The sequence below is a fragment of the Chitinophaga solisilvae genome, assembly GCF_009928525.1.
Taxonomy (GTDB): Bacteria; Bacteroidota; Bacteroidia; order Chitinophagales; family Chitinophagaceae; genus Chitinophaga; species Chitinophaga solisilvae.
In genome coordinates this window covers 344,560-370,007 of sequence record NZ_JAABOK010000005.1, presented here as the reverse complement: position 1 = coordinate 370,007, position 25,448 = coordinate 344,560, and the positions used below count along the sequence as shown (strand labels likewise).

The window sequence follows — 25,448 nt, the reverse complement described above, 5'->3', positions numbered from 1 at the left end:
AGTGGGATGCAAATGTAGCCCTTTTTTCAAAACAAACAAATCCGTTTTCATCATCGCCCGGAAGTAGCGCCGGCAGCAATTCCTACGGCAATAGCATCTTCTACGCCACCAACAAAACTATCCTTTACATCCAGTTTATTCCGTGCATATTTCCGCAGATAGAAAAAAGCATAGGTGGCCGCAACGGCTGCCGCAGCGCCTATCAACGCACCTTTCCATGCCTGCCCGCCTTTGGCTTCGTATACCGTAGCCCCGGCCAGTCCGCCTGCGATAGCCCTGCCCGCAAGCCCAGATGGGGCTATACGGTCGCCTATACCTGGCACCTTGTCTACCACCAGTTCACCGGCAGCTACCGTCTGCAGTCCGCGCATCACCTTTTCCTGCTGCATAAACATCAGCGGGCTTCGCTTCAATGACGGGAAAGGATGGCGGTTAACATACTGACTGGCAAAAGCCGGTCCCATAGCGCTACGCATACCTGAAACCACTCCCAGACCAAGTACCCGTAATAATGTTGGAAGAATAGCTTTTTTCATACTCCTCCGGTCACAATCATTGTGCCACGCAGGCTGCTTTTGCCCACCGCGCCTGCAGCACGCTCCGCAGCAGGATAGCCAGCAATGCCGCTGCCCCGAATAACATGCCTACCCATGGCGCTACAGCCACACTCTGGGAAGCAATCACCATACCGCTCACGGCAGTGCCCACAGATACACCCAGGTTACCGAAAGAGATAGCCAGGCTGTTGGCAAATGCCAGTGCATCCGGCGCCCCTGAAATCATGGTAGCGGTAGCCGTCAGGAAACAGGGCGCATACAGGAACCCCCACAAGGCAATCACCGTTACCGTAAGGATAGTATCTCCGCCGGAATAGTTCAGCAACACCGGTATCAACAGGGTGCCCACCAGGAATATCGCTGTAGTAACAGCCAGGCTCCGGCCCAGTATCTTACCCGCTACCCAGTTACCCACAACGCCTGTGATACCGAATAGCAGCATCATTTTACTCACCGTCGCTTCGTTCATATGCTTCACCTTTCCCAGATAATCCGCGAAATAACTGTAGGAACTGAACCACGCAGATATCATCAGGAAAGCAATCAACGCCGTCATTAAAAAATCCGGACGCGTAAGTATGCCCAGCTGCGCACCATACGATTTCTTCTCTCCTGCCGGCATCTCCGGCAACCACCAGATGCTCACCAGCGCCAGTAAACTTACTGCTGCCTGCATCACAAAAGCGCTCTGCCAGCTAAGCACCGATGCCAGCCAGGTAGACAACGGCACTGTGGTTACCGTGGCAATGCTGATACCTCCCAGGATAATCGCCATCATCTTATGCTCATCCTTCTTATCCGCAGCCTTGACCGCAGCAGCAATCGCCGATGAAATATATACCGGCTGCAGGAAGGCAGGCAGTATCCTCAGTATTACCAGCAGCCAGAACGGAGGCGCCATCGCGGAAAAGATACAGCTCACAAAAAACAGAAACATACTCAGCGCCATCACCCGGCGCCGCTCAAATCCTGATGCCAGCAATGTCAGCAGCGGCCCTGTAAATGCAATCACCAGCGCAAAGGCGCTGAGCAGCATGCCTGCCATATCAATACTGATCTTATAATGCGCCGCTACCTGCGGCAAAATACCAATGATGCCAAACTCTGTTGTAATAATGCCGATCAGGCCCAGACACCCGATATACGCCAGTCTTTTCATAATACTTGTCAATTGTACTGATGCAAAAGTAGAGACTAAGTATATTTGCTGCTGCGATGACATCCTATTGTAGGATACTAACAAAAATGTAAGTATGGCCAGAAGAAAAGATACGTCCACCAATAGTTTCAACCGGGAAATACTGAATGGCAGCCACCTGCATTATGCACTGGATCTGATCAGCGGCAGATGGAAAATATTGATCCTCGAAAAATTAAGGGCAGGAGGGTTACGTTACAGCATTCTCAGAAAAGAATTGCCTCATATCTCAGAACGTATGCTGGCACTGCAGCTGAAGGAACTGGAGAAAGACGGGTTAATAACACGCAGCGTATATGCAGGCGTACCTCCCTGCGTAGGGTATACACTCACGCCCATCTCGGAGAAGCTGATACCCATCTGGGAACAGCTTTGCTGCTGGGGCGCGGCCCACAGGGAATTGCAGACCACCGGCAACTAATCTTCTCTCAGGCGTTCATCCGTATACGTGATGGCAGTTTTGCCATGTGGTACCGGCGCACCGCTTTCATCCACACTCACAAATACCATCTTATCAATCGTTAGTATTGTCTTCTGCGTGATCTTGTTTCTCACCTGGCAGGTAAGCGTCAGCGAAGTTCTGCCGAAATTCACCGCCTTGATACCCAGTTCAACAATATCTCCCTGCCGGGCAGAATTGATGAAATTTATCTCTGACATAAATTTGGTTACACAACGATTGGTGCCCAACTGGATAATAGAGTAGATAGCTGCTTCCTCATCAATCCAGCGCAGCAGACTACCGCCGAACAACGTACCGTGTGCATTCAGATCTTCGGGTTTCACCCATTTACGCGTATAAAAATTCATTGCATTCCCCTTTTATACATGTAAAGCTAGGGTATTTGTTGATTTAAGTATCTTTAGTGTATATGAAAGTTACCGTAAACATCCTGCAAACCCTGACGCTGCCTGATTTCCCGTCAGGCTCTTCTATCAACTTCCATGATGGCAGACTGTATATTGCCGGCGATGATGCCAACTACATCTGCGTGCTGGACGAACAATATCAGCAGATAGGAAAAATTTCCCTGTTTGAATACCCGGAGAAAAGGATCGCCAAAACAGAGAAGACAGACCTGGAAACCGCTGTTATCATAACTTCCGGAGAAAATACCCACCTGCTGGCATTCGGCTCTGCTTCCACAGATAACCGCAAACGCGTCATCAGCATCGTATTGTCTGCAGCCGGTACAACTCCGGACTATCATAAATTTTCGTCCATTCCCTACCCTGATAGTTTCTTCCGCGACCTGCAGGCACAACAGGTGCACACCCTGAACATCGAAGGCGCCACCGTTATCGGCGACCAGCTGGTATTTGCCAACCGCGGCAACCACGCACACCCGGTAAACCAGCTGTTGCTGACCCGCGGATATTTCGGTCCGCAGACGGTATCACCGGAAATGTCTGTCGCTACCCTGCTGCTATCCAGCAACAACATGTCCTTTGCCGGCGTATCGGAATTATGCTACGTAACTGCCCGCGACCTGCTGCTGCTCACACTTTCCAGCGAAGAAACAATGAACACTACAGATGACGGCAGCATCGGCGACAGCTATCTGGCATGGATCACTGAAGCCAGTAAAAAAATAACCGCACCAACAGTACAAACCGATGGTATCATTAACCTGTCTGATATAGATACCATTTTTCATCAGCAGAAAATAGAAGGAGTATGTGTGGGAAAAGATGAGGGAGATGCACTGCTGCTGCACCTGGTGGCTGATAACGATTGCGGGGATACGAGTGTGTTCAGGGTGAGAATGCAGTTAGCGTAAATAGTGTGATCGTTACAGCAGGATCTTTTCAACAGCAAATATTTTTGTTGTACAGCTGTCTGCCATCGCCGGAAGAAAAACGAAGAAAAAGTGTCAACAGCATTGATTCAATATAGAAATGAAAACGGCTGAAAATAAGAACGCCGCAATTGCTTGCGGCGTTTAAGTAGTTGCCCAACCTGGATTCGAACCAAGACACTCAGAACCAAAATCTGATGTACTACCCTTATACTATTGGGCAATTCCCTTTGTTGTTTGGGATGGCAAAAGTATAACTTTTTTTATTTCTGCAAAAAAAACTTGCAATATTTTTTAAATATTCATGTAAACAGCCTGCAGTAAAGGATTTCGTCAGACTGCACGCATTACCTTTTCTGCTATTTGTGTTGGTTTCAGCCATTCCATACAGGCATGATCCCCTCTGAAACAGGGCTTATTCCCGAATACAGAGCAGGGCCTGCACGCCAGATCTGTAATCTGTACGGCATTGTCCGCCGGCTGCGCATAGCCCATGAATCCGGCAAACGGATGCGTGGCGCCCCATACGGAAATCACCGGCACACCGAATAACGATGCCAGGTGCATATTGGCAGAATCCATACTGACCATTACATCCAGCTGACTGATGATGGCCAGCTCTTCTGCAAGCGAAAACCTGCCGGCTATTACCACCGCCTGCGGAATACGTGTAGCCAGACTGGTCAGCTTTGCCGTTTCTTCCTGGCCTCCGCCGAATAATAACAGGCGGCTCCCCTTTTCTGCTGCCAGTACAGCTAATACCACTTCCATCTTCTCCAGGGGATACATCTTTTCCCGATAGGTGGCAAAAGGAGCTATTCCCAGCCATTTTTCGCCGTTTTTCGGGCCGAGGAGTGCCAATGCTCCGGCAGACAACTCACGGGGCTGAAATACGGGTTTATGTCCCATATCGCAGCGCAATCCCAGTTGCCGGAATACGATAGCATACCGCTCTATGGTAGTAGTCAGCGGCTGCAGCACCTTATTCTCCTGACGCGTAAGCGCTTTTTTTGCTGCGCGCCCCTTGTCGATGGCCGCCACCGGCTTGCCGGCAAGCCTGAAAAATGTACGCACTACCTTTGAGCGCAATACGTTGTGCAGATCTGCCACAGCATCTATCCTATGTTCGGAACGGATGCTGCGGAACAACCGGTAAAGCCCCGGAATACCTTTGTGCGCGCCTTTCACGTCGGCCGGGAAAAATGTAAGCCGCGGAATACCTGCACACAGCGCACCCCAGTTTTTGTTGGAAACAAAAACAATAGAGACGCCGGGATTGTCTTCCAGCACCTGTTTCATGACAGGAATAGTCATAGCTGCATCTCCGAGTGCGGAAAAACGTGTGACCAGTATAGTTTTAGTGCTATCCAAAGGAATGCAGTTTATTTTTCCCCTTTGTACAATACAGGATTCAGTGAAGGATCGTTATACATCTTCATCTGCTTGTATACTTTCATATATTTTCTGCCGGCAGCAATATCTTCCAGCAATGTTTCTATAGCCGTGCTCAGATCTGTACGCTGCTCCAGCAGAATATCCAGCTTACGCTGACAGGCAGCGCGGTGTTCTGCGGTAGCATCCGCACGCGTAGCCTCTTCCTGCATATGATAAATTTTCAGTGCCAGGATAGAGAGACGATCGATTGCCCATGCCGGACTTTCTGTGTTGATCACGGCATCTGCTGCGGGTTTTACCTCCTGGTACTTCTCCAGGAAATAGCTGTCAATATACTCCACCACGTCCGTACGTTCCTGGTTGGAGCGGTCAATCCAGCGTTTGATATCCAATGCGGTAACCGGATCTATTTTAGGATCGCGGATAATATCTTCCAGGTGCCACTGCACCGTATCTATCCAGTTTTTCATGTACAGCAGATGCTCTATACTGCTCTTCTCAAATGGATTGCTGATGGCCTGATGCACATCATTATACTGGTGATAGTCCAGTATACTCTGGTTGAATATTTTGTTGGAAATCGCTGTTAACATCTCGCAAAAATAAAGAAATACAAATTACAGATTACGGATATTTCTTTGCAGGGTACTGCATAAAAAAAAGAAGCGCACGGTTGAAACCATACGCTTGTTGTAAAAGATTGTCATGTGAATGTTCGAGAATGCAAATCGTGTAGGCTTTTAATGGTTATCCTGGGGTTGAGATACCTTTTATCGCCTGATTTTTTTAATACTCTATAAATGATGTCTGTCAGAACATCATCAAGTTGGCAATTAATATTTTTATGATGCTGGTAATTTTTTTTCAGATGTAGATTTATATACTCTAATGGTATAAAAAAATTAGTTTGAGGGTCCATAAATAACATCCAACAAATATTCTTAACAATCCGGTATACGCGTCCGTCCTTCGTTTTCCATTCATACACGTTGTGTCTCCAGTTATGTTGGCAAATCCTGGTTTTAATTTTACTCTAAAGGGTTTTCTGCAAACTTTAACGATTAGGGGTATCCGGTTCTCGCTGCACGTGTTCGTTTGTTTATGCAAATTAAAGGTGCCCACTGCAGTAATATTAGCAGTGGGCACCTTTTTTCATACAACGTTCGTGTGATTTTATACTTTTCCTTGTCCGATTTAGCTTTAGGCAGCCTTTCCTTTATTCCGCATCGCTATAAAGTACAGGGGGATGCCCAGCAGGATGATACCCAGTCCAGGCAAGGTATAGCTGGTTTCGAATATCAGCAGGAGCGCAGCGAGTGAGAGTGCAACCAGCACATATACCAGCGGAAGCACGGGGTATCCGATGGCTTTGTAAGGCCGCTCAATATCCGGGCGCTTACTGCGGAGAATGAATATACCGAGGATGGTCAGCACATAAAAAATCAGCACCCCGAAGATCACCAGGGCCAGCAGGTCATTATAGCGGCCAGTCAGGCACAGCAGGGATGCCCAGGCGCACTGGATCCACAAACCGTAGGCGGGTACGCTGTTTTTATTCAGTTCTCCTGCACGTTTGAAGAACAGTTTGTCTTCCGCCATGGTATAGTAAATACGGGCGCCGGATAGTATCAGTCCGTTATTACAGCCAAAGGTGGAGATCATAATCATCACAGCGATAATGAAGGAGCCGATATTGCCGAATATTTTCTCTGCTGCAGCCACGCCTACACGGTCGTTGGCGGCAAAGGCAATATCATGCAGCGGCAGCACGGCCAGGTACATCAGGTTGCAGCTCACATATATAATGGTAACAATCAGGGTACCCAGGAACAGGGAACGTCCGATGTTCTTAGCCGGATTCTTGATTTCCGCTGCAATAAAGGTGACGTTATTCCAGGCATCACTGGAAAACAGGGAGCCTTTCATGGATACAGCGATAGCGCCAAAGAAGGCCAGGCCGGACAATGCCTTGGTGACCACTGCCCCGTTCACCATCTCCAGGGAGAAGTGATTCCAGGGATCCTGCCAGTTAGCCTCCCATATTTCACGGTTAGCGCCCATCAGCAGACCAAAAATAATCAGTCCGAACAGCGACAATAATTTGGCCATCGTAAATACCGTCTGTATCACCTTTCCGTGCTTTACCCCGCGGGTATTGATGTAGGTCAGGAGAATGATAGAGATGATAGCCACTATCTGTGCGGATGAAATCTGAAAACTTCCCAGGTCCAGGAGGATGTTTTTTTCACTGAAGGAAGGAATCAGATAGGCCGTAAATTTGGCAAAAGCCACGGCCACAGCAGCGATGGTGCCTGTCTGGATGACGCCGAACTGGGTCCAGCCGAACAGGAATGCGATAAAGGGGTTGTAGGCTTCACGCAGGTAAACATATTGCCCGCCTGCTTTGGGGAACATACCTGATAACTCGCCGTAGCTCAGTGCAGCTATCAGGGTAACAACGCCGGCCAGCACCCACATAGCGGTTACCCAGCCTGCGCCGCCCACACTGCGGGCTATTTCAGCGGTTACAATAAAAATTCCGGAGCCTATCATGGAGCCGGCCACAATCATCGTGGCATCCAGTAAACCTAAAGTTGGCTTAAATGATTTAGTTTGGTTGATATCCATATGGGTAAATTAAAAAATCCCGGTTCTCTTCGGGGAGGAACCGGGACTATAAGGTAGACAAAATTTTCATTGTTTGCCTGTTATGAGCGGCTTATTTTGCCGGGGTGGCAGCGCCGGCGCCTAACTCATTCATTCCCTTGATAACATCAGCGGTAACATCATACGCAGGATCTCTGTAGAGGATGTTGCTTACGCCGGTGCGGTAAGAGAAAATATAAGCGAAACGTTTATCTGCATTGTACGTTTTCAGGAAGTCGTCCAGTCTTTTCTGTAACTCTTCGTTGAATTTGGTTTCAGCAGTGGTATACTCAGCACGCATATTCTGCGCTTCCTGTTCCAGCTGCTGCTGTTTGGCCATCAGGCTGCGTTGTGCCGCTTCACCCTGTTCCTGTGTCAGTGTAGAAGCCTTACGCTGCAAATCCTGATACTCGCTCTGTAAAGCGCGGGCTTTACCTTTCAGCTGATTGTCCATTACCTGCTGTTTCTGTTCCAGCTGGGATTTTTTCTCCTTGAAATATTCAAAATGCGCTTCCAGTGAATCCAGGTCTACGTAAGCAATTTTGAAAGAAGCTGCTGCAGGGGCATTGGAACCTGCTGCGGGAGTGGTTGCCGGAGCATTGCTGCCACCTTTGTTTCCGGAGCAAGCCATAAATAAACCGGCTGCTAATGCCGCTAATAATCCTTGTGACACAAATTGTTTACGAGTGCGCATGTTGATAGGTAGGTTTACTACTTTTAATACGTTTTTTTAATTAGAAGGGCTAAAATAAGGCTTTTACCGGATTTTCAAATTGCCGGCACCTATTTTTATCTGCGTTTTAACGTATGGCGGAAAAGCAGTGCCGGATCCTGGCAATTTCTGCCGCTGCCCGGAACCTGTATCGTATAACCTTCGACGTTATTAATTATGTGACAGCGGGAAAACCTTCCAGGCGGCTGCATCCTTTGCACTGCCGGTGGTTACAAGCGTATACACCCGCCCGGCCTGCGGTTTGAAGGAATATTGCTGCAGTTCAATTTTGGTGGAGTCTGTCCGCACAAACCTGAATTTATAGGTCGTATCTTCTGCATTCAGTGTCGTAAATCCCGTCAGCGCTTTATAAGGCACTCCCCTGAAAACAGGGAAAGTATCTGAATAAAGATCATATGACAACGGCGATCCGTTGAATTTGGCGGTCTGGCTGAGGTTTATTACCCTCACTTTTGCCTGCTTATCCGGCACCGGCGACAGATCATCTTCTGTAAGTCCCAGGAAAAAGGCCTTCATGGCCGTATCATATGCCAGGTAAGCGGAATAATAACGGTTGTTCCGCAGATTGATCTGCCCTGCACGAATAGTATCCACCAGCCTGTCTGCATTAATAATCATAATATTATACATCTGTGCCCGGTATTGCCGGTAAGGAGTAGCCTCCCCGAATGCTAGCCCATCGGCAAATTCAATAGTACTATCCAGTCTTATATTGGCCCTGAACCCCTTTACGCCATTAAAAAACATAAAGTTGGACTGTGTTACCGGAATGGAATTGTCACTGTCCTTCTTACACGCCACCACTCCGGCCAGTAATACAAATGCTATGATAAGCAGTTTTTTCATGAATGTCTTCTTTTACAAAAACCAAATGTAAAGAATTACGAATTACGAATTGCGAATTACGAATGTAGAAGCGAAGAACTAAACGAAGATTAAAGGCGATACTTAATACTTATCACCTTTAATCTTCGTTTAGTTCTTCGCTTCTACATTCGTAATTCGCAATTCGTAATTCGTAATTTATCATTCATAATTGTCTTGCCAGATAAAAACAAAAAGCGCCGCCTGAAAGGCAGCGCTTTTTGTTTTTATCTGGCAAGACGTCAATTATTCTTCTTCGTCGAACTGGAATACTTCTTTGGAAGAAGCCAGGATATCGTATTCTTCCTTAGAGCCTACGATCATGTTTTCGAATTCACGTAAACCGGTACCGGCAGGGATCAGGTGACCTGTGATCACGTTCTCTTTCAGACCCATCATATCATCGATTTTACCGTTGATAGCTGCCTGTGACAGTACTTTCGTAGTTTCCTGGAAGGATGCGGCTGAGATCCAGCTGCGTGTACCCAGAGACGCTTTGGTGATACCCTGCAGGAGCGGGCTGGAAGTAGCCGGCTGTGCATCGCGGAATTCTACCAGCTTTTTGTCTGCACGGCGCAGCAGGGAGTTTTCTTCACGCACCTGACGCAGCGTCACTATCTGACCGGCTTTCAGAGCGGTGGATTCACCTGCTTCAGTTACTACCTTCTTATCGAAGATGTTATCATTCTCTTCGAAGAAGTCGAACCTGTCTTCGGTATCGCCTTCGAGGAAGCGGGTATCTCCCGGATCTTCGATGTTCACTTTACGCATCATCTGACGTACAATCACCTCGATATGCTTGTCGTTGATCTTCACACCCTGTAAGCGGTATACTTCCTGGATTTCATTTACCAGGTATTCCTGTACGGCAAACGGACCTTTAATAGCCAGGATGTCTGCAGGAGTAGTAGAACCGTCGGAGAGGGAAGTACCTGCCTTCACGAAGTCGCCGTCCTGTACGAGGATGTGACGTGTCAATGGCACCAGGTATTTCTTGATCTGACCTTCGCGGCTTTCGATGATGATTTCGCGGTTACCACGTTTGATGTTACCAAATGCTACCACACCATCAATTTCAGAAACGATAGCAGGGTTGCTTGGGTTACGGGCTTCAAACAGCTCGGTTACACGTGGCAGACCACCCGTGATATCTCGCAGTTTACCGATAATACGGGGGATCTTCACAATTACCTGACCAGCTCTCACCTTGTCTCCTTCGGAGATCACGATGTGGGAGCCTACCGGTAAGTTGTAGGATTTCACCTCTTTATTACCATCTACATAGATAGACGGGATTTTATTTTTGTCTTTGGTTTCAATTACCACTTTCTCGCGGTGACCTGTCTGCTCATCGGCTTCTTCACGGAAGGTGATACCTTCAATGATACTGTCGAAACGGATAGCACCAGGAATTTCAGACACGATAACGGCGTTGAACGGATCCCATGTACAGATCTGGTCGCCTTTCACAACTTTCTGTCCGTCTTTCACCAGTAAGGTGGAACCGTAAGGAATGTTGTTGGTTACCAGCAGACGGTCGTTCTTGATATCCATGATACGCAGCTCACCGGTACGGCCGATAACCACCTGTACTTTTTCACCTTCGTTGTTTTCGTAGGTGGTAGTACGTAAGCCATCGAACTGAATGGTACCGTCAAACTTAGCCTGCAGGCCGGATTCAACTGATGTAGAACCAGCCACACCACCCACGTGGAAGGTACGCAGTGTCAGCTGTGTACCAGGCTCACCGATGGACTGTGCAGCGATGATACCAACGGCATCACCTCTCTGTGCAGTGTAACCTGTTGCCAGGTTTTTACCGTAACATTTCACGCACACACCACGACGGCTTTCGCAGGTCAGTACGGAACGGATTTCTACGGTTTCTATCGCGCTGTCTTCAATTCTGTGAGCAATATCTTCGGAGATTTCTTCACCGGCAGCAACCAGCAGCTCCTCTGTATGAGGATCAAACACATCGTGCAGGGAAGTACGTCCGAGGATACGGTCGTACAGTGTTTCGATTACTTCCTCATTGTCTTTCAATGCTGAAGTAGCAATACCACGGAGGGTGCCGCAATCTTCTTCATTGATAACCACATCCTGTGCAACGTCTACCAGACGACGGGTCAGGTAACCCGCATCCGCCGTTTTCAGCGCCGTATCCGCAAGACCTTTACGGGCACCGTGTGTGGAGATGAAGTATTCCAATACGTTCAGACCGTCTTTAAAGTTGGACAATACCGGGTTTTCGATGATCTCGGAGCCGGTAGAACCACTCTTACGCGGCTTGGCCATCAGACCTCTGATACCAGCCAGCTGTTTGATCTGCTGTTTGGAACCACGCGCACCGGAATCCAGCATCATGTATACTGAGTTGAACCCTTGCTTGTCGGTTGCCAGTTCGCGGATCAGGGTTTCTGTCACCTTCGTATCCACGCGGGACCAGATGTCGATGATCTGGTTGTAACGCTCGTTGTTGGTGATCAGACCCATGTTATAGTTATCCCATACTTCGTCTACTTCACCGGTAGCGCCATCAATCATGTCCTGCTTAACATCCGGAATGATCAGGTCATTGATGTTGAATGACAGACCACCGCGGAACGCCATGCGGAAACCTAATTGTTTGATGTCGTCCAGGAACTTCGCCGTTGCCGGGATATTGGTTGCCTTGATGATATCGCCGATGATCTCACGCAGTGATTTCTTGGTCAGCAGGGCGTTTACATAACCGGCAGCTTTCGGTACGAACTGGTTGAACAGTACGCGGCCTACAGTTGTTTCGATCAGTTTTCTTTCCAGCTCGCCATCTGCATTTCTTACATCTGCTTTTACGCGGATGTGAGCGTGCAGGTCTACGCGGTCTTCATTATAGGCGATAATTACTTCTTCAGCAGAATAGAACGCTTTACCTTCTCCTCTTACTACTACATCACCCATAGTTTTCTTACCCTTGGTGATATAGTACAGACCGAGAACCATGTCCTGTGAAGGCAGGGTGATAGGCGTACCGTTCTGCGGGTTGAGGATGTTGTGGGAAGACAACATCAGCAGCTGGGCTTCCAGAATAGCAGCGTTGCTCAAAGGCACGTGTACCGCCATCTGGTCACCATCGAAGTCGGCGTTGAACGCAGAACACACGAGCGGGTGCAGCTGAATCGCTTTACCTTCCACCAGTTTAGGCTGGAAGGCCTGGATAGACAAACGGTGCAGGGTCGGAGCACGGTTTAACATCACCGGGTGACCTTTCAGTACGTTTTCCAGGATATCCCAAACCACCGCTTCTTTCCGGTCTACCAGCTTTTTCGCTGATTTCACGGTTTTCACGATGCCTCTTTCAATCAGTTTACGGATGATAAACGGTTTGAACAGCTCTGCCGCCATATCTTTCGGCAGACCGCACTCATGCAGTTTCAGCTCAGGACCTACCACGATTACAGAACGTCCGGAATAATCCACACGTTTACCGAGGAGGTTCTGACGGAAACGACCTTGTTTACCTTTCAGTACGTCGGAGAGAGATTTCAGGGCACGACCACCTTCCGCTTTCACCGCATTGGATTTACGGGAGTTGTCGAACAGGGAATCCACCGCTTCCTGCAGCATACGTTTTTCGTTACGCAGAATCACCTCAGGCGCTTTAATTTCGATCAGACGCTTCAGACGGTTGTTACGAATGATCACCCTGCGGTACAGATCGTTCAGGTCGGAAGACGCAAAACGGCCACCATCCAACGGCACCAGCGGGCGCAGTTCAGGCGGTACTACAGGGATATATTGCATTACCATCCACTCAGGACGGTTTTCTACACGGCCATTTGCTTCACGGAAAGCTTCCACCACGCTCAGACGTTTCAGCGCTTCCGCTTTACGTTGCTGGGAAGTTTCCGTAGCAGCCTGGTTACGCAGCTGATAAGAGAGGCTGTCCAGATCAATACGGGCCAGCATCATTTCTACCGCTTCCGCACCCATTTTGGCAATGAACTTGTTCGGATCTTCATCCGGCAGCAGCTGATTGTCTTTCGGGAGGGTATCCAGGATATCCAGGTATTCTTCTTCAGTGAGCAGGTCACCATAGTTCATACCTTTCTCCTGTTTGGCGCCTGCCTGAATCACTACATATCTTTCGTAGTAGATGATAGTCTCCAGTTTTTTGGAAGACATACCCAGCAGGTAACCGATTTTATTTGGCAGAGATTTGAAGTACCAGATATGCACAACAGGCACGACTAAACGAATGTGTCCCATTCTTTCGCGACGTACCTTCTTCTCTGTAACTTCCACACCACAACGGTCGCACACGATACCCTTGTAACGGATACGCTTGTATTTTCCGCAATAGCATTCGTAATCCTTTACAGGTCCGAATATTCTTTCGCAGAATAAACCATCACGTTCCGGCTTGTAAGTACGGTAGTTGATGGTTTCAGGTTTCAGCACTTCACCGTATGAACGCTCCAGAATTACATCAGGAGAAGCCAGACTAATGGTAATGCTGTTAAAATTTGATTTAGGACGATTTTCTTTTTTGATAGCCATCTGTAGTTAGCTTTTGCTGTTAGCCTTTAGCGGGTAGCTATTGGCAAAATGTTTACGGAATAATTAAAGCAGCGGGTAAGCGGCTTTCAGCACTTTGCAGGCTGAAAGCCGTTCTCCATATCTTTAATCAAACTTCAGATCCAGACCCAGACCACGCAATTCATGGATCAATACGTTGAAGGATTCAGGCACGCCGGCTTTCGGAATGTTGTCACCTTTTACAATTGACTCATATGCTTTGGCACGACCAACAATATCATCTGATTTAATAGTAAGCAGTTCCTGCAGGATGTTGGATGCACCGTATGCTTCCAGTGCCCACACCTCCATCTCACCAAAACGCTGACCACCGAACTGGGCTTTACCACCCAGCGGCTGTTGGGTAATGAGACTGTACGGTCCGATAGAACGGGCGTGCATCTTATCATCCACCATGTGGCTCAGTTTCAGCATGTAGATCACACCTACGGTAGCTTTCTGGTGGAAACGGTCACCGGTTTCACCGTCATACAGGTGCGTATGGCCGAAGCTAGGTAATCCTGCCTCGTTGATGTAGCCGGCTATTTCTTCCGTGGTAGCACCGTCGAAGATCGGAGTAGCAAAGCGTACGCCCAGTTTCAGACCTGCCCAACCCAGTACGGTTTCGTAGATCTGACCAAGGTTCATACGGGAAGGTACCCCGAGTGGGTTCAGTACGATATCCAGTGGTGTACCATCTTCCAGGAACGGCATGTCTTCATCACGCACGATCTTGGCAACGATACCCTTGTTACCGTGACGTCCCGCCATTTTATCCCCTACTTTCAGCTTACGTTTGCTGGCCAGGTAAACCTTCGCCAGTTTCAGTACGCCCGCTGGCAGCTCATCACCGATAGAGATGTTGAACTTCTCACGTTTGTAGCGGCCCAGTTCTTCGTTGAACTTAATGTTATAGTTATGCAGCAGGGTATTGATCTGATCGTTCACCACCTCGTCTGTTGTCCAGCCCAGCGGATTTACGTTCATGAAATCAATGTTCACCAGGTTCTTCGGAGAGAACTTGGAACCCTTGGAGATCAGCACTTCACCGTAAGTATTGGTAATACCCTGAGAGGTTTTATCCTTCAGTAATACCTGCAGCTTGCTCATCAGCACTTCCAGCAGATCTTCTGTATTCTTCTGGTGGATTTTTTCCAGTTTCTCGATAGCTGCCTTCTCACGTGTTTTAGAGTTCTTATCTTTCTTCGCGCGGCTGAACAGTTTCTTATCGATTACCACACCTTCAGTAGATGGAGGCGCTTTCAGGGAAGCGTCTTTCGCATCGGAAGCCTTGTCACCGAAGATCGCTCTGAGGAGTTTTTCTTCAGGAGAAGGATCAGATTCACCACGCGGAGTGATTTTACCGATCAGGATATCGCCTTCTTTAATGTGGGCGCCCACACGGATAATACCGTTCTGGTCGAGGTCTTTGGTAGCCTCTTCACTCACGTTCGGAATATCCGGGGTCAGTTCTTCCTCACCCAGTTTGGTATCACGTACTTCCAGTTCGTATTCATCGATGTGGATAGAGGTGAAGAGATCTTCACGTGCCACACGCTCAGAGATTACGATCGCATCCTCAAAGTTGTAACCTTTCCACGGCATGAACGCCACTTTCATGTTACGGCCCAGCGCCAGCTCACCGCCGCGGGTAGCGTAACCTTCTGTTAAGAAGTCGCCTTCCACTACGCGCTGACCTTTCTTCACGCAAGGTCTGAGGTTGATACAGGTGCTCTGGTTGGTTTTAACGAATTTGGTCAGGTTATAGATCACCAGATCATCTTCGAAGCTCACCAGTTTCTGCAGTTCATCACGCTCGTAACGTACATGTATTTCTTTCGCATCCACGAATTCGATCACACCTTTCCCTTCTGAGGTAATCTGCAGACGGGAGTCGCGCGCTGCTTTGGCTTCCAGACCCGTACCTACGATAGGCACTTCCGGATTCAGCAGTGGCACGGCCTGACGTTGCATGTTTGATCCCATCAGCGCACGGTTGGCATCATCATGTTCCAGGAACGGAATCAGAGAGGCCGACAACCCTACGATCTGGTTAGGTGCTACGTCCATGAATTCCACATCTCCTTTATCCAGGATCGGGAAGTCACCGGTTTCGCGGGATTTTACTTTTTCGTTTACAAAGTTTCCTTTATCATCCAGCGGTGCGTTCGCCTGTGCGATTTTCACGGAATCTTCTTCCTCAGCGCTCAGGAACTCCACTTTCAGCATATCTACTTTACCTTCTTTCACCTTGCGGTAAGGCGTTTCGATAAAGCCCATTTCATTCACTTTCGCGTGTACGCAGAGGGTAGAAATCAGACCGATGTTCGGACCTTCCGGTGTTTCGATTGTACACAGACGGCCATAGTGGCTGTAGTGAACGTCACGCACCTCGAAGCCTGCTCTTTCACGGCTCAGACCACCGGGTCCGAGAGCGGAGATACGGCGTTTGTGCGTGATTTCAGACAGCGGGTTGGTCTGATCCAGGAACTGTGACAACTGGGAAGTACCGAAGAAGGAGTTGATCACGGAAGACAGCGTCCTGGCGTTGATCAGATCTACCGGTGTAAATACCTCGTTGTCACGAACGTTCATCCTTTCGCGGATGGTACGGGCCATACGGGCCAGCCCCACACCAAACTGAGCATATAACTGCTCGCCCACAGTACGTACACGACGGTTGGACAAGTGATCGATATCGTCGATCTCTGCTTTACCGTTGGTAAGCTGTACCAGGTATTTGATGATGGAAATGATGTCGTCCTTCGTCAGTACTTTCATGTCCAGCGGAGTAGGCAGACCCAGTTTCCTGTTGATCTTGTAACGGCCTACGTCGCCGAGGTCATAACGTTTATCTGAGAAGAATAATTTATCGATGATACCCCTTGCTGTTTCATCATCCGGCGCATCGGCACCGCGCAGCTGGCGGTAGATGTGCTGAACGGCTTCCAGCTCGGAGTTGGATGTATCCTTATTTAATGTGTTGTAGATGATGGAGAAATCACCGCTCACCTCTTCCTTCTGTACGAACACGCTCTTCAGACCCATATCCACGATGGTCTCGATGTTCGCTTCGTCCAGAATGCTGTCGCGCTCGAGCATAATTTCATTACGCTCAATACTTACCACCTCACCGGTATCCTCATCCACAAAGTCTTCCACCCAGCTTCTTAAAACACGGGCAGCCAGCTTTTTGCCGGCATATTTGTCAAGACTTTTCTTATCTGCTTTTACTTCATCTGCCATGCCAAACAGCTGCAGGATGTCCTTGTCTGTTTCATAGCCGATGGCACGTAACAGCGTGGTAACAGGGAATTTCTTCTTACGGTCAATGTAAGCGTACATCACATTGTTGATGTCTGTAGCAAACTCCATCCATGCGCCCTTGAACGGGATTACCCTTGCAGAGTAGATCTTCGTTCCGTTCGGGTGAACAGACTGACCAAAGAATACACCAGGAGAACGGTGCAGCTGGGATACAACTACGCGTTCAGCACCATTAATAACGAAAGTACCTCTTGGGGTCATGTAAGGAATGTTACCTAAGAACACGTCCTGCACGATAGTCTGAAAATCCACATGCTCCTCATCATTACAGCTGAGGCGGAGTTTTGCCTTCAACGGTACAGAATAGGTAAGCCCACGTTCAATACATTCCTCGATGGTATAGCGCGGAGGATCAACGAAATAATCAAGGAACTCCAGATTGAAGATATTGCGGGTATCTGTAATCGGAAAGTTCTCTTTAAATACTTTAAAAAGGCCTTCGTTATTTCGCTTGTCTGGTGTGGTTTCTAATTGGAAGAAATCCTTGAAAGATTGGATTTGGATAGCCAACAGATCCGGTGTCTCAGTAACTTGTTTGATCTTTCCAAAATTTACTCTTTCGCTTGTTTGGGCTTTTTTTAGAGACATATTCGAAGTTAGCAGTTATATGACTTGTAAGAATTAGGGAAATTAAGATTTCTTTAGCAATATCCATCCTCAGTATAAATTATGCCTTCTGCACATTGTCAAAGTCACCTAGAGTGTTTCCCCGTTTTGACTCTCTGAAAAAGACACTTTCCCAAAGGGAATAAGGCCAAAAGTGCATAAGCACTTTTGACCTTGTAAAAGATGTATACTAAGCAAAGAATTACTGAATTTCAACTTCAGCACCTGCTTCAGTCAGCTTAGCTTTCAGATCTTCTGCTTCTGCTTTGCTAACGCCTTCTTTCACAGATTTAGGAGCGCCGTCAACCAGTTCTTTCGCTTCTTTCAGACCCAGACCGGTCAGGTCTTTTACAACCTTAACAACGTTCAGTTTGGATGCACCTGCAGATTTCAGAACTACGTTGAATGCAGTTTTTTCTTCAGCTGCAGCAGCTTCGCCACCACCACCGGAAACAACTACAGCAGCAGCTGCTGGTTCGATACCGTACTCATTTTTCAGTACGTCTGCGAGTTCTTGTACTTCCTTAACAGTTAAACCTACTAATTGTTCGGCTAATGCTTTTACGTCTGCCATTTTATAATGTTTTAATGTAATGTTTGTAATGTTTGTTAATTATATTGTGACTTGGAAGCCATAATTCATTTTGGAATTTGTTTATTTGAGATGTGATTATTTGATCTGAGCGACTGAAAAGTGCTGTTGAAAATAACCAAATATCAAATGACTAAATTCCTTACTCGGCTGCAGGAGCTTCTTCCACTGCTGCGCCTTCTTTCTTGCCTTTTTCCAGCAAAGCAGCGATAACGCGTTTTGCAGGAGATTGCAACAGACCGATAACTTCGCCGATGAGCTCGTTCTTGGTCTTGATGTTGGTCAGAGCAGTCAGCTGGTTGTCGCCGATGAAGATTTCGTCAGCAACGAAAGCTGCTTTCAGCACTGGTTTTTCCAGCTTGTTGTTAGCTTTACGGAAAGAAGAGATGATAACAGCAGGATCTTTCGGGCTGTCAGAGAACATCAGGGCAGTTACACCATGCAGGCTGTCAAGAATACCTGCATATTTTTCGCTGTCCAGAGATTCCAGTGCCTTACGGATCAGGGTGTTCTTAGCCACTTTCATTTCCACCTGCTTGTCGAAGCAAACTTTCCTCAGGTCGTTAACCTGCGCTACCGTTAATGATTCGGTGTTGGTGATGTAGAAGTTGCTATATTGAGAGAACTTACTTTTCAGCAGTTCGATCACTTCATTTTTTTGATCTTTATTCATATTATAACGTTTGTAGCAAGCCCCATCCTTTCAGACAACCGGGCTACAACTCGTGATCAATTAGTTTTGAACAGATTTAGTGTCGATTGCAATACCTGGGCTCATGGTGCTGGCCATAGACAGACCTTTCAGGTAAGTACCTTTTGCAGTAGCTGGTTTCAGCTTGATGATAGCGTTGATCAGCTCCTGAGAGTTCTGCTCAATTTTATCAGATGCAAAGGATACACGACCGATAGAAGCGTGGATGATACCAGCTTTATCTACCTTGAAAGTGATTTTACCACCTTTCACCTCGTTAACTGCTGCTGCTACGTCGTTGGTAACAGTACCGGTTTTAGGGTTTGGCATCAGGTTACGTGGACCTAAGATTTTACCCAGTTTACCGATTTTAGGCATTACAGCAGGAGTAGCTACGATTACATCGATGTCAGTCCAACCGCCTTCAATCTTCTGGATAAATTCATCCAAACCAACAAAATCAGCACCAGCTTCTTTAGCTGCAGCTTCTTTATCAGGTGTGCAGAGCACTAAAACGCGTTTAGTTTTACCAGTACCGTGAGGAAGCGTTACGGAACCACGGATAGCCTGATCTGCTTTCTTAGGATCAACGCCTAAGCGGATATGTAAATCGACAGAACTGTCGAATTTAGTACAGTTAATATCTTTAACTAAGTTAGAAGCTTCTTTCAGGGTGTACGCCTTGTTTTTGTCCACCTTAGCCTGAGCTACTTTTCTCTTTTTAGTTGCCATTTTCAGAATGATTTAAAGTTCCTGCCTTAACAGGGTGAAACAATTAGTTTTCCCAGGGGGCTTTACCTTCTACAGTAATACCCATGCTACGAGCAGTACCAGCCACCATTTTCATAGCGCTGTTCAGGGTGAAGCAGTTCAGATCAGGCATCTTATCCTGTGCAATAGCTTCTACCTGAGCCCAGGTAACTTTACCCACCTTGTTACGGTTAGGTTCTTTGGAACCACTCTGTAATTTTGCAGCTTCCAGCAACTGTACAGGTGCAGGAGGAGTTTTAATTACGAAGTCGAAAGATTTGTCAGTGTAAACAGTCAGCAACACAGGCAATACTTTACCCATTTTATCCTGGGTACGGGCATTGAACTGTTTGCAGAACTCCATGATGTTCACACCTTTGGAACCCAGTGCAGGACCAATCGGAGGTGCAGGGTTGGCCTGGCCGCCTTTAACCTGCAATTTCACGTACGTTGCGATCTCTTTTGCCATACTTTTTAATTTAATTTGGTTAAAACGCCCTCTGCAGAACAGAGAACTCCCAAAACTAAAAGGAACTAAAATAACCTTTTAAAGGGGATGCAAAGGTAAATAATAATATGAAATTGACAAAAAGTATTTGAATTTGGGCATCCTTTTTGCTAATAACCCGATTTTTTTACAAATCCATTGCATTTCCCGAAAAATTCCTTATAATCCGAAGCCTGCAAAAATACAGCTAAAACACCAATTTATAAAATAAGGATTTCCGGAACAACCTGCCTGTCTTCACATACTTCGCTACAAAAGCCTGCTCTTCCACGACCCGCTGCTTCAGCTGCGTGATAGACACTTTCGTCTCCTCCATCACCCTCCGGTTAGCCGCATCTGTCAGCTCCAGCCCATTCAGCATCCGCCCGGCATCATCCAGCCTTACCGCCATCCCGTTCACCCATTCCTGGATTTCCTTGTCCGGTTTGGAAGGAGCAAACTGATTATTCTTGAACACAACATAATCATTAAAGGTGTTCACCACCATATTATATACACTGCCGGCTTCATTCAGCCTGTGTACCTGGCCGTTCTGCGCCGTTACCTCCTGGTTATGCTGCTCTACGCGTATTACATTCATCAGGTAATGCAGCTCAGCAGCAATCAGCTGATTGGTAACCCCGTACCGGTCAATCCGCCCTGCCATGCTCCGGATACGGTCCAGATAAGTGGCTGACTCATAAGCCGCCAGCGTATCTTTATACCCGAACAACGGCCTGGCTGCCCCTGCTGTCCACTTAGCATCCCTGATTTCCTCATGGCGCAGCGGATACTCCGAAAACTGAAACAAGGGATCAAAAGGCACATGGGTTTTAACGGAAACTGCCGGCGCCACCAGGAACTGCTTCCAGTCCAGCTTAGCAGTATACTTTCCGTTCATGGTATACCCGGAGCCCCAGGTAGGGTCAACGATCTGCCATTGATTATCCAGCCATACAGCTACCCAGGCATGACTGGCATTATCCATCCGGCCGTTGGAAAAAGTGTAGCCGGACAGCAGTAAGGCCGGAATGCCGGCAAGCCTGCTCACTTCCGTAAACAATGCTGCAAAGCCCTGACAAACAGCCGTGCGTGTCTGCAGCGTTTTGATAACCGCGTCTGCCGAATCCTTGTAGTAATCCGGACGGAAGGTGTTCACCATATCATAGGTGATATGGGTGGACATCCAGCCGAAGAGGGATTTCAGCATGTCCCGCTGATTTTTGTGATGTGCAGCCAGGTAACCGGCCATAGATGCAGCAGAGCCGGTAACGCTGTCAGGAATAGGTGCATAGGCAGGCGCTGCCGGCGCCGGAGTAATCTTTTTCACAGCCTGCGCTTGTACCAGGCCCGTGAGCAGCAGTCCGTACAGACTGCAGAGTAAATACTTCATAGATAAACAGATAATATATTATAAGGTAAAAATTCCAGGAATATCATGGCAGCAGATAAGACAGGAGTCAGGCTACAGCGGACGCGTTTCATCAGAGAACAGCAGGGTTGGTGGCTAAAACTAAAAGCGCCCCGGTTTTCGGAGCGCTTTTACAAATACTATATGAAAAAATACTAGGCCAGTTTTTCTACCTGCATGAAGTTGAGTTCTACAGGGGTAGCACGGCCAAATATTTTCACCGTTACTTTCAGTTTCTTTTTGTCTTCGATCACTTCTTCAATCACACCGTTGAAGTCATTGAACGGACCATCGATGATTTTGATGGTTTCGCCTACGATGAAAGGTTCGCTCATGGTGAGACCCTGATCGGAGAGTTCATCCACTTTACCCAGCATTTTGTTAACTTCTGCTTTGCGGAGTGCGATTGGTTTTTCTTTACCGAGGAAGTGGATAACACCGGATACGTTACGTATGGCCTGTATTACTTCATCGGTCATTTTACCATCAATGGCTTCAATCATCACATAACCGGGATAGAAGTTTTTCTCGCGCATCACTTTTTTACCAGCCTGCACTTTATATACTTTTTCTACCGGCAGAAACACCTGGGAAATAACGTTACCCCAATCGGAGCGGCGTACTTCGATATCCAGATATTCCTTCACTTTTTTTTCCTTGCCACTAACAACGCGGAGTACATACCACTTTGTTTCCTGAGCAGGAATGTTATTGGCTGCATCCATTTATTTGCCTTTGAATATTTCGTAATAATGTGTTAACACAAAATTGGAGGCGGCATCCATACCCCAAACCAGTGCAGTAACAAACAGGGTTGCTATCAGCACGATCATGGTAGATGACTGGAGTTCTTGCCAGGTAGGCCAGGACACCTTGTAAACCAATTCATGATAAGACTCGCGGAAGTAGTTTCTGATCTTATTCATTGTATAAAGTTAACGTTTTATGGTCAAATTGGTTAAAGCCTAAAAATGGTTGAATTGTTTTATTTGTTATGAAATAACAACAATTCAACCATTCAATATTTAATTAACCTTGCACGGGTACTAGGATTCGAACCCAGATCAAAGGTTTTGGAGACCCGTATGCTACCGTTGCACCATACCCGTGTATAAAGCCATTAGCTGTAAGCTTTCAGCAGCCAGCAAATCTATTAAAAAATACTGACATTTAATTGCCAAAGCTAATGGCTTTTAATATTATGAGATGCTTATTTGATGATTTCAGTCACCTGACCAGCACCTACTGTACGACCACCCTCACGGATAGCGAATTTCAGACCTTTGTCCATAGCGATAGGCTGGATCAGTTTAACTGTCAGGCTAACGTTATCACCAGGCATAACCATTTCAACACCTGCTGGTAATTCAACTTCACCGGTTACGTCAGTAGTACGGAAGTAGAACTGAGGACGGTATTTGTTGAAGAACGGAGTGTGACGGCCACCTTCTTCTTTGCTCAGTACGTAAACTTCGCATTTGAATTCAGTGTGCGGAGTGATGGTACCTGGCTGGCAGATAACCATACCACGACGGATCTGAGTTTTCTCAATACCGCGCAGCAGCAGACCAGCGTTGTCACCAGCTTCACCTTCGTCGAGGAGTTTTTTGAACATCTCAACGCCAGTGCAGGTTGATTTCAGTGGTTCTTCGAGCAGACCTACGATTTCAACGTTCTCACCAACTTTGATGCGACCGCGTTCGATACGACCAGTTGCTACAGTACCACGACCGGTGATAGAGAATACGTCTTCAACTGACATCAGGAACGGTTGATCAACCGGACGTGGAGGCAGCGGAATGTATGTATCAACAGCTTCCATCAGTTGGTCGATAGCGCCAACCCATTTTTCGTCACCAGCCAGAGCGCCGGTTGCAGAACCTTGGATTACTGGAGCGTTATCACCGTCGAAGCCATTAGAAGTTAACAGGTCACGGATCTCGATCTCAACCAGTTCCAGCAGCTCAGGATCATCAACCAGGTCAACTTTGTTCATGAAAACAACGATACGAGGTACACCTACCTGGCGAGCCAGCAGGATGTGCTCTCTTGTTTGCGGCATAGGACCATCCGTAGCGGCAACCACCAGGATAGCACCGTCCATCTGAGCAGCACCGGTAATCATATTCTTCACATAGTCAGCGTGACCAGGACAGTCAACGTGAGCATAGTGACGGTTAGCTGTCTGATACTCAACGTGAGCTGTATTGATAGTGATACCTCTTTCTTTTTCTTCAGGAGCAGCATCGATCTCATCATAGCCTCTCTTCTCTGCCAGACCCTTGTTTGCCAAAATTGTGGTAATGGCAGCAGTCAAGGTAGTTTTACCGTGGTCCACGTGGCCGATGGTACCAATGTTTACGTGGGGTTTATCCCGCTTAAAGGTTTCTTTTGCCATTGTATTTTCTTTTTAGATGGTTTGTAAAGATTGTATTGATAGTTGTTTTAAAAAAACGGTTTTACAAACTTGTACCGTTGATGAGAATTGAACTCACGTCCTTCCCTAAATAACTATCTGGGATGCTCTGCCATTGAGCTACAACGCTAAGTTTAATTTCGGAGTGCGGAATTTATAAATTCGAATTCCGAAATTCGAATTTTATGGAGTTTAATTTGTTGATGCGAAGTAACCTCACTAACAACGATTCTTCTCTTCTAAAATTCAATGAGCTGTTGAAGAGAATTGAACTCTCGACCTCTTCCTTACCAAGGAAGTGCTCTACCCCTGAGCTACAACAGCTTGAAATTGCATTAACAATATATGCGAGCGGGAGACGAGGTTCGAACCCGCGACCTACAGCTTGGAAGGCTGTCGCTCTACCAACTGAGCTACTCCCGCATATGAATATATAAACCACCATTGCAGTTTATACACCATTAAATAAATTAAAGAACATAAAAGGCTGCTGTTTCACAGGGCTTGGGTATCAGTTCAATCTTCTGATTTCTCACCTTCCACTCAACAACTATGTTCCGCCTCTGCAAGGGCAAAAGCGGAACACGCCGTTTTGGTGGGCAGGATAGGATTCGAACCTATGAAGTCGAAAGACAGCGGATTTACAGTCCGCCCCATTTGGCCGCTCTGGAACCTGCCCTAACATCTTTCTGATTTTGTCATTCAGTTATCTGAGATTTTCTCAACCGGGATTCTTATGCAGAATTACAGTGTTAAACAACCAAATAAAAATCGATGAGCCAGCAGAGGGATTCGAACCCCCGACCCACTGATTACAAATCAGTAGCTCTGGCCAACTGAGCTATGCTGGCATCTTTCAAAAAACATTCTTTCAAATGTGTCCCTAAAAGAGAGCGCAAAATTAAGAGTTTTTTTCAATTCTCAAAATCTTTTTTTTCAGTTCGTAACAAATATTTTTTAATTTATCTGTTTCGTCTAAAACGCCCTGCTATAAAGAACTTTGCTACCTTTACCAACCCGTTTTTTGGATCGGGATGGCAAAGGTAGCAAAGAGATTAATATTTCCAAAATTATTTTAAAAAATTATTGAAATTTCTTTTCCTTTTGCTTTTTCACCTGGTTAACTAAGGAGTCAAAAGCGAGGTCGAAGGACTCTTCAAAGGACTTGGATTCATGCTTTACAAAGAGGTCCTGGCGAGGTATTCGTACTCTTATTTCGGCAATTTTATCTTTAACCTGATGCGCTAAATTATCCAACTTTAAAAACACATCCACACTGACTATCCGATCATAAAATGTGTTCAGCTTCTGCAGTTTTTTATTCACGTGATCAATCAGTTTTGAATCAGCATCAAAATGCACAGTTTGAATTTGAACGTTCATAGCACTAATTTTTTAAATATTTAACAATCTAGG

At 46.9% G+C, this 25,448-nt stretch carries 21 protein-coding genes and 7 tRNA genes; 2 read left to right on the top strand and 26 right to left on the bottom strand.

Going from position 1 to position 25,448, the window contains the following annotated elements; genetic code table 11:
- Positions 1-50: 50 nt before the first annotated feature.
- Positions 51-536 carry a DUF4126 family protein gene (locus tag GWG06_RS12500; RefSeq protein WP_160713581.1) on the bottom strand — a complete coding sequence of 162 codons (486 nt, stop codon included), beginning with the start codon at positions 534-536 and terminating at the stop codon, positions 51-53.
- Positions 537-552: 16 nt separating this feature from the next.
- A complete protein-coding gene (locus tag GWG06_RS12495; RefSeq protein WP_160713579.1) occupies positions 553-1,716 on the bottom strand; it encodes an MFS transporter in 1,164 nt (387 codons plus the stop codon).
- Between the two features lie 94 nt (positions 1,717-1,810).
- On the opposite strand from GWG06_RS12495, the gene GWG06_RS12490 reads away from it, so the two are divergent.
- On the top strand, positions 1,811-2,176 hold the full coding sequence (locus GWG06_RS12490) for a winged helix-turn-helix transcriptional regulator (protein ID WP_160713577.1): 366 nt from the start codon (positions 1,811-1,813) through the stop codon (positions 2,174-2,176).
- On the opposite strand, the gene GWG06_RS12485 is transcribed toward GWG06_RS12490, so the two are convergent.
- Positions 2,173-2,565 (bottom strand): acyl-CoA thioesterase, encoded by a 393-nt coding sequence (locus tag GWG06_RS12485; RefSeq protein WP_127043257.1) that lies wholly within the window; start codon positions 2,563-2,565, stop codon positions 2,173-2,175. The genes GWG06_RS12490 and GWG06_RS12485 overlap by 4 nt on opposite strands.
- Positions 2,566-2,627: 62 nt before the next feature.
- On the opposite strand from GWG06_RS12485, the gene GWG06_RS12480 reads away from it, so the two are divergent.
- Positions 2,628-3,536: a DUF6929 family protein gene (locus tag GWG06_RS12480; protein WP_160713575.1), complete on the top strand. Its 909-nt coding sequence runs from the start codon at positions 2,628-2,630 to the stop codon at positions 3,534-3,536.
- Positions 3,537-3,706: 170 nt separating this feature from the next.
- On the opposite strand, the gene GWG06_RS12475 is transcribed toward GWG06_RS12480, so the two are convergent.
- The 23 genes from GWG06_RS12475 to hpf all read right to left on the bottom strand — a co-directional run bounded on the left by GWG06_RS12475 (position 3,707) and on the right by hpf (position 25,415).
- Positions 3,707-3,777 (bottom strand) — tRNA-Gln (locus GWG06_RS12475).
- Between the two features lie 110 nt (positions 3,778-3,887).
- A complete protein-coding gene (locus GWG06_RS12470; RefSeq protein ID WP_202183006.1) occupies positions 3,888-4,925 on the bottom strand; it encodes a glycosyltransferase family 9 protein in 1,038 nt (345 codons plus the stop codon).
- Between the two features lie 11 nt (positions 4,926-4,936).
- Positions 4,937-5,542, bottom strand: coding sequence for a DUF4254 domain-containing protein (locus GWG06_RS12465; RefSeq protein ID WP_160713573.1), 606 nt, complete (start codon positions 5,540-5,542; stop codon positions 4,937-4,939).
- A 607-nt stretch (positions 5,543-6,149) separates the two neighbouring features.
- Positions 6,150-7,577, bottom strand: coding sequence for an APC family permease (locus tag GWG06_RS12460; RefSeq protein WP_160713571.1), 1,428 nt, complete (start codon positions 7,575-7,577; stop codon positions 6,150-6,152).
- 91 nt (positions 7,578-7,668) lie between these two features.
- Entirely contained in the window at positions 7,669-8,226 is a 558-nt protein-coding gene (locus GWG06_RS12455; protein WP_158631582.1) for an OmpH/Skp family outer membrane protein, read from the bottom strand.
- A 252-nt stretch (positions 8,227-8,478) separates the two neighbouring features.
- Positions 8,479-9,174 carry a DUF4397 domain-containing protein gene (locus tag GWG06_RS12450; RefSeq protein WP_160713569.1) on the bottom strand — a complete coding sequence of 232 codons (696 nt, stop codon included), beginning with the start codon at positions 9,172-9,174 and terminating at the stop codon, positions 8,479-8,481.
- Positions 9,175-9,438: 264 nt separating this feature from the next.
- The gene (rpoC, locus tag GWG06_RS12445) at positions 9,439-13,734 is read right to left on the bottom strand and encodes a DNA-directed RNA polymerase subunit beta' (protein WP_127042246.1); all 4,296 of its coding nucleotides are present in this window, start codon (positions 13,732-13,734) and stop codon (positions 9,439-9,441) included.
- A 123-nt stretch (positions 13,735-13,857) separates the two neighbouring features.
- Complete coding sequence (gene rpoB, locus GWG06_RS12440; protein ID WP_127042248.1) at positions 13,858-17,667, bottom strand: DNA-directed RNA polymerase subunit beta; 3,810 nt, start codon at positions 17,665-17,667, stop codon at positions 13,858-13,860.
- A gap of 220 nt (positions 17,668-17,887) precedes the next feature.
- Positions 17,888-18,259: a 50S ribosomal protein L7/L12 gene (rplL, locus tag GWG06_RS12435; RefSeq protein ID WP_127042250.1), complete on the bottom strand. Its 372-nt coding sequence runs from the start codon at positions 18,257-18,259 to the stop codon at positions 17,888-17,890.
- A gap of 160 nt (positions 18,260-18,419) precedes the next feature.
- Positions 18,420-18,950, bottom strand: coding sequence for a 50S ribosomal protein L10 (gene rplJ, locus GWG06_RS12430; protein ID WP_127042252.1), 531 nt, complete (start codon positions 18,948-18,950; stop codon positions 18,420-18,422).
- Positions 18,951-19,010: 60 nt separating this feature from the next.
- Complete coding sequence (gene rplA / locus GWG06_RS12425; RefSeq protein ID WP_173962902.1) at positions 19,011-19,700, bottom strand: 50S ribosomal protein L1; 690 nt, start codon at positions 19,698-19,700, stop codon at positions 19,011-19,013.
- 43 nt (positions 19,701-19,743) lie between these two features.
- Entirely contained in the window at positions 19,744-20,187 is a 444-nt protein-coding gene (gene rplK / locus GWG06_RS12420; protein WP_127042256.1) for a 50S ribosomal protein L11, read from the bottom strand.
- A 226-nt stretch (positions 20,188-20,413) separates the two neighbouring features.
- The gene (locus GWG06_RS12415; protein WP_160713567.1) at positions 20,414-21,598 is read right to left on the bottom strand and encodes a transglutaminase domain-containing protein; all 1,185 of its coding nucleotides are present in this window, start codon (positions 21,596-21,598) and stop codon (positions 20,414-20,416) included.
- A 173-nt stretch (positions 21,599-21,771) separates the two neighbouring features.
- On the bottom strand, positions 21,772-22,341 hold the full coding sequence (gene nusG, locus GWG06_RS12410) for a transcription termination/antitermination protein NusG (RefSeq protein WP_127042259.1): 570 nt from the start codon (positions 22,339-22,341) through the stop codon (positions 21,772-21,774).
- Complete coding sequence (gene secE, locus GWG06_RS12405) at positions 22,342-22,542, bottom strand: preprotein translocase subunit SecE (RefSeq protein WP_127042261.1); 201 nt, start codon at positions 22,540-22,542, stop codon at positions 22,342-22,344. It abuts the gene before it with no gap.
- Between the two features lie 112 nt (positions 22,543-22,654).
- Positions 22,655-22,725: transfer RNA gene (locus GWG06_RS12400), tRNA-Trp, on the bottom strand.
- Positions 22,726-22,826: 101 nt separating this feature from the next.
- Positions 22,827-24,014, bottom strand: coding sequence for an elongation factor Tu (tuf, locus tag GWG06_RS12395; RefSeq protein ID WP_127042263.1), 1,188 nt, complete (start codon positions 24,012-24,014; stop codon positions 22,827-22,829).
- Between the two features lie 72 nt (positions 24,015-24,086).
- Positions 24,087-24,162 (bottom strand) — tRNA-Asn (locus GWG06_RS12390).
- 122 nt (positions 24,163-24,284) lie between these two features.
- Positions 24,285-24,356, bottom strand: a tRNA-Thr gene (locus tag GWG06_RS12385).
- Between the two features lie 26 nt (positions 24,357-24,382).
- Positions 24,383-24,455, bottom strand: a tRNA-Gly gene (locus tag GWG06_RS12380).
- Positions 24,456-24,625: 170 nt separating this feature from the next.
- Positions 24,626-24,711 (bottom strand) — tRNA-Tyr (locus GWG06_RS12375).
- Between the two features lie 98 nt (positions 24,712-24,809).
- Positions 24,810-24,883: transfer RNA gene (locus GWG06_RS12370), tRNA-Thr, on the bottom strand.
- 232 nt (positions 24,884-25,115) lie between these two features.
- Positions 25,116-25,415: a ribosome hibernation-promoting factor, HPF/YfiA family gene (gene hpf, locus GWG06_RS12365; RefSeq protein ID WP_160713565.1), complete on the bottom strand. Its 300-nt coding sequence runs from the start codon at positions 25,413-25,415 to the stop codon at positions 25,116-25,118.
- Positions 25,416-25,448: the final 33 nt, after the last annotated feature.

Coding starts and splice junctions, on each gene's coding strand:
- GWG06_RS12500 (WP_160713581.1), bottom strand. CDS start 536: ATGAAAAAAGCTATTCTTCCAACATTATTACGGGTACTTGGTCTGGGA.
- GWG06_RS12495 (WP_160713579.1), bottom strand. CDS start 1,716: ATGAAAAGACTGGCGTATATCGGGTGTCTGGGCCTGATCGGCATTATT.
- rpoB (WP_127042248.1), bottom strand. CDS start 17,667: ATGTCTCTAAAAAAAGCCCAAACAAGCGAAAGAGTAAATTTTGGAAAG.
- rplA (WP_173962902.1), bottom strand. CDS start 19,700: ATGGCAACTAAAAAGAGAAAAGTAGCTCAGGCTAAGGTGGACAAAAAC.
- rplK (WP_127042256.1), bottom strand. CDS start 20,187: ATGGCAAAAGAGATCGCAACGTACGTGAAATTGCAGGTTAAAGGCGGC.
- GWG06_RS12480 (WP_160713575.1), top strand. CDS start 2,628: ATGAAAGTTACCGTAAACATCCTGCAAACCCTGACGCTGCCTGATTTC.
- secE (WP_127042261.1), bottom strand. CDS start 22,542: ATGAATAAGATCAGAAACTACTTCCGCGAGTCTTATCATGAATTGGTT.
- GWG06_RS12465 (WP_160713573.1), bottom strand. CDS start 5,542: ATGTTAACAGCGATTTCCAACAAAATATTCAACCAGAGTATACTGGAC.
- rpoC (WP_127042246.1), bottom strand. CDS start 13,734: ATGGCTATCAAAAAAGAAAATCGTCCTAAATCAAATTTTAACAGCATT.
- GWG06_RS12460 (WP_160713571.1), bottom strand. CDS start 7,577: ATGGATATCAACCAAACTAAATCATTTAAGCCAACTTTAGGTTTACTG.
- GWG06_RS12450 (WP_160713569.1), bottom strand. CDS start 9,174: ATGAAAAAACTGCTTATCATAGCATTTGTATTACTGGCCGGAGTGGTG.
- GWG06_RS12485 (WP_127043257.1), bottom strand. CDS start 2,565: ATGAATTTTTATACGCGTAAATGGGTGAAACCCGAAGATCTGAATGCA.
- rplL (WP_127042250.1), bottom strand. CDS start 18,259: ATGGCAGACGTAAAAGCATTAGCCGAACAATTAGTAGGTTTAACTGTT.
- nusG (WP_127042259.1), bottom strand. CDS start 22,341: ATGGATGCAGCCAATAACATTCCTGCTCAGGAAACAAAGTGGTATGTA.
- rplJ (WP_127042252.1), bottom strand. CDS start 18,950: ATGAATAAAGATCAAAAAAATGAAGTGATCGAACTGCTGAAAAGTAAG.
- GWG06_RS12455 (WP_158631582.1), bottom strand. CDS start 8,226: ATGGCTTGCTCCGGAAACAAAGGTGGCAGCAATGCTCCGGCAACCACT.
- GWG06_RS12415 (WP_160713567.1), bottom strand. CDS start 21,598: ATGAAGTATTTACTCTGCAGTCTGTACGGACTGCTGCTCACGGGCCTG.
- GWG06_RS12490 (WP_160713577.1), top strand. CDS start 1,811: ATGGCCAGAAGAAAAGATACGTCCACCAATAGTTTCAACCGGGAAATA.
- hpf (WP_160713565.1), bottom strand. CDS start 25,415: ATGAACGTTCAAATTCAAACTGTGCATTTTGATGCTGATTCAAAACTG.
- tuf (WP_127042263.1), bottom strand. CDS start 24,014: ATGGCAAAAGAAACCTTTAAGCGGGATAAACCCCACGTAAACATTGGT.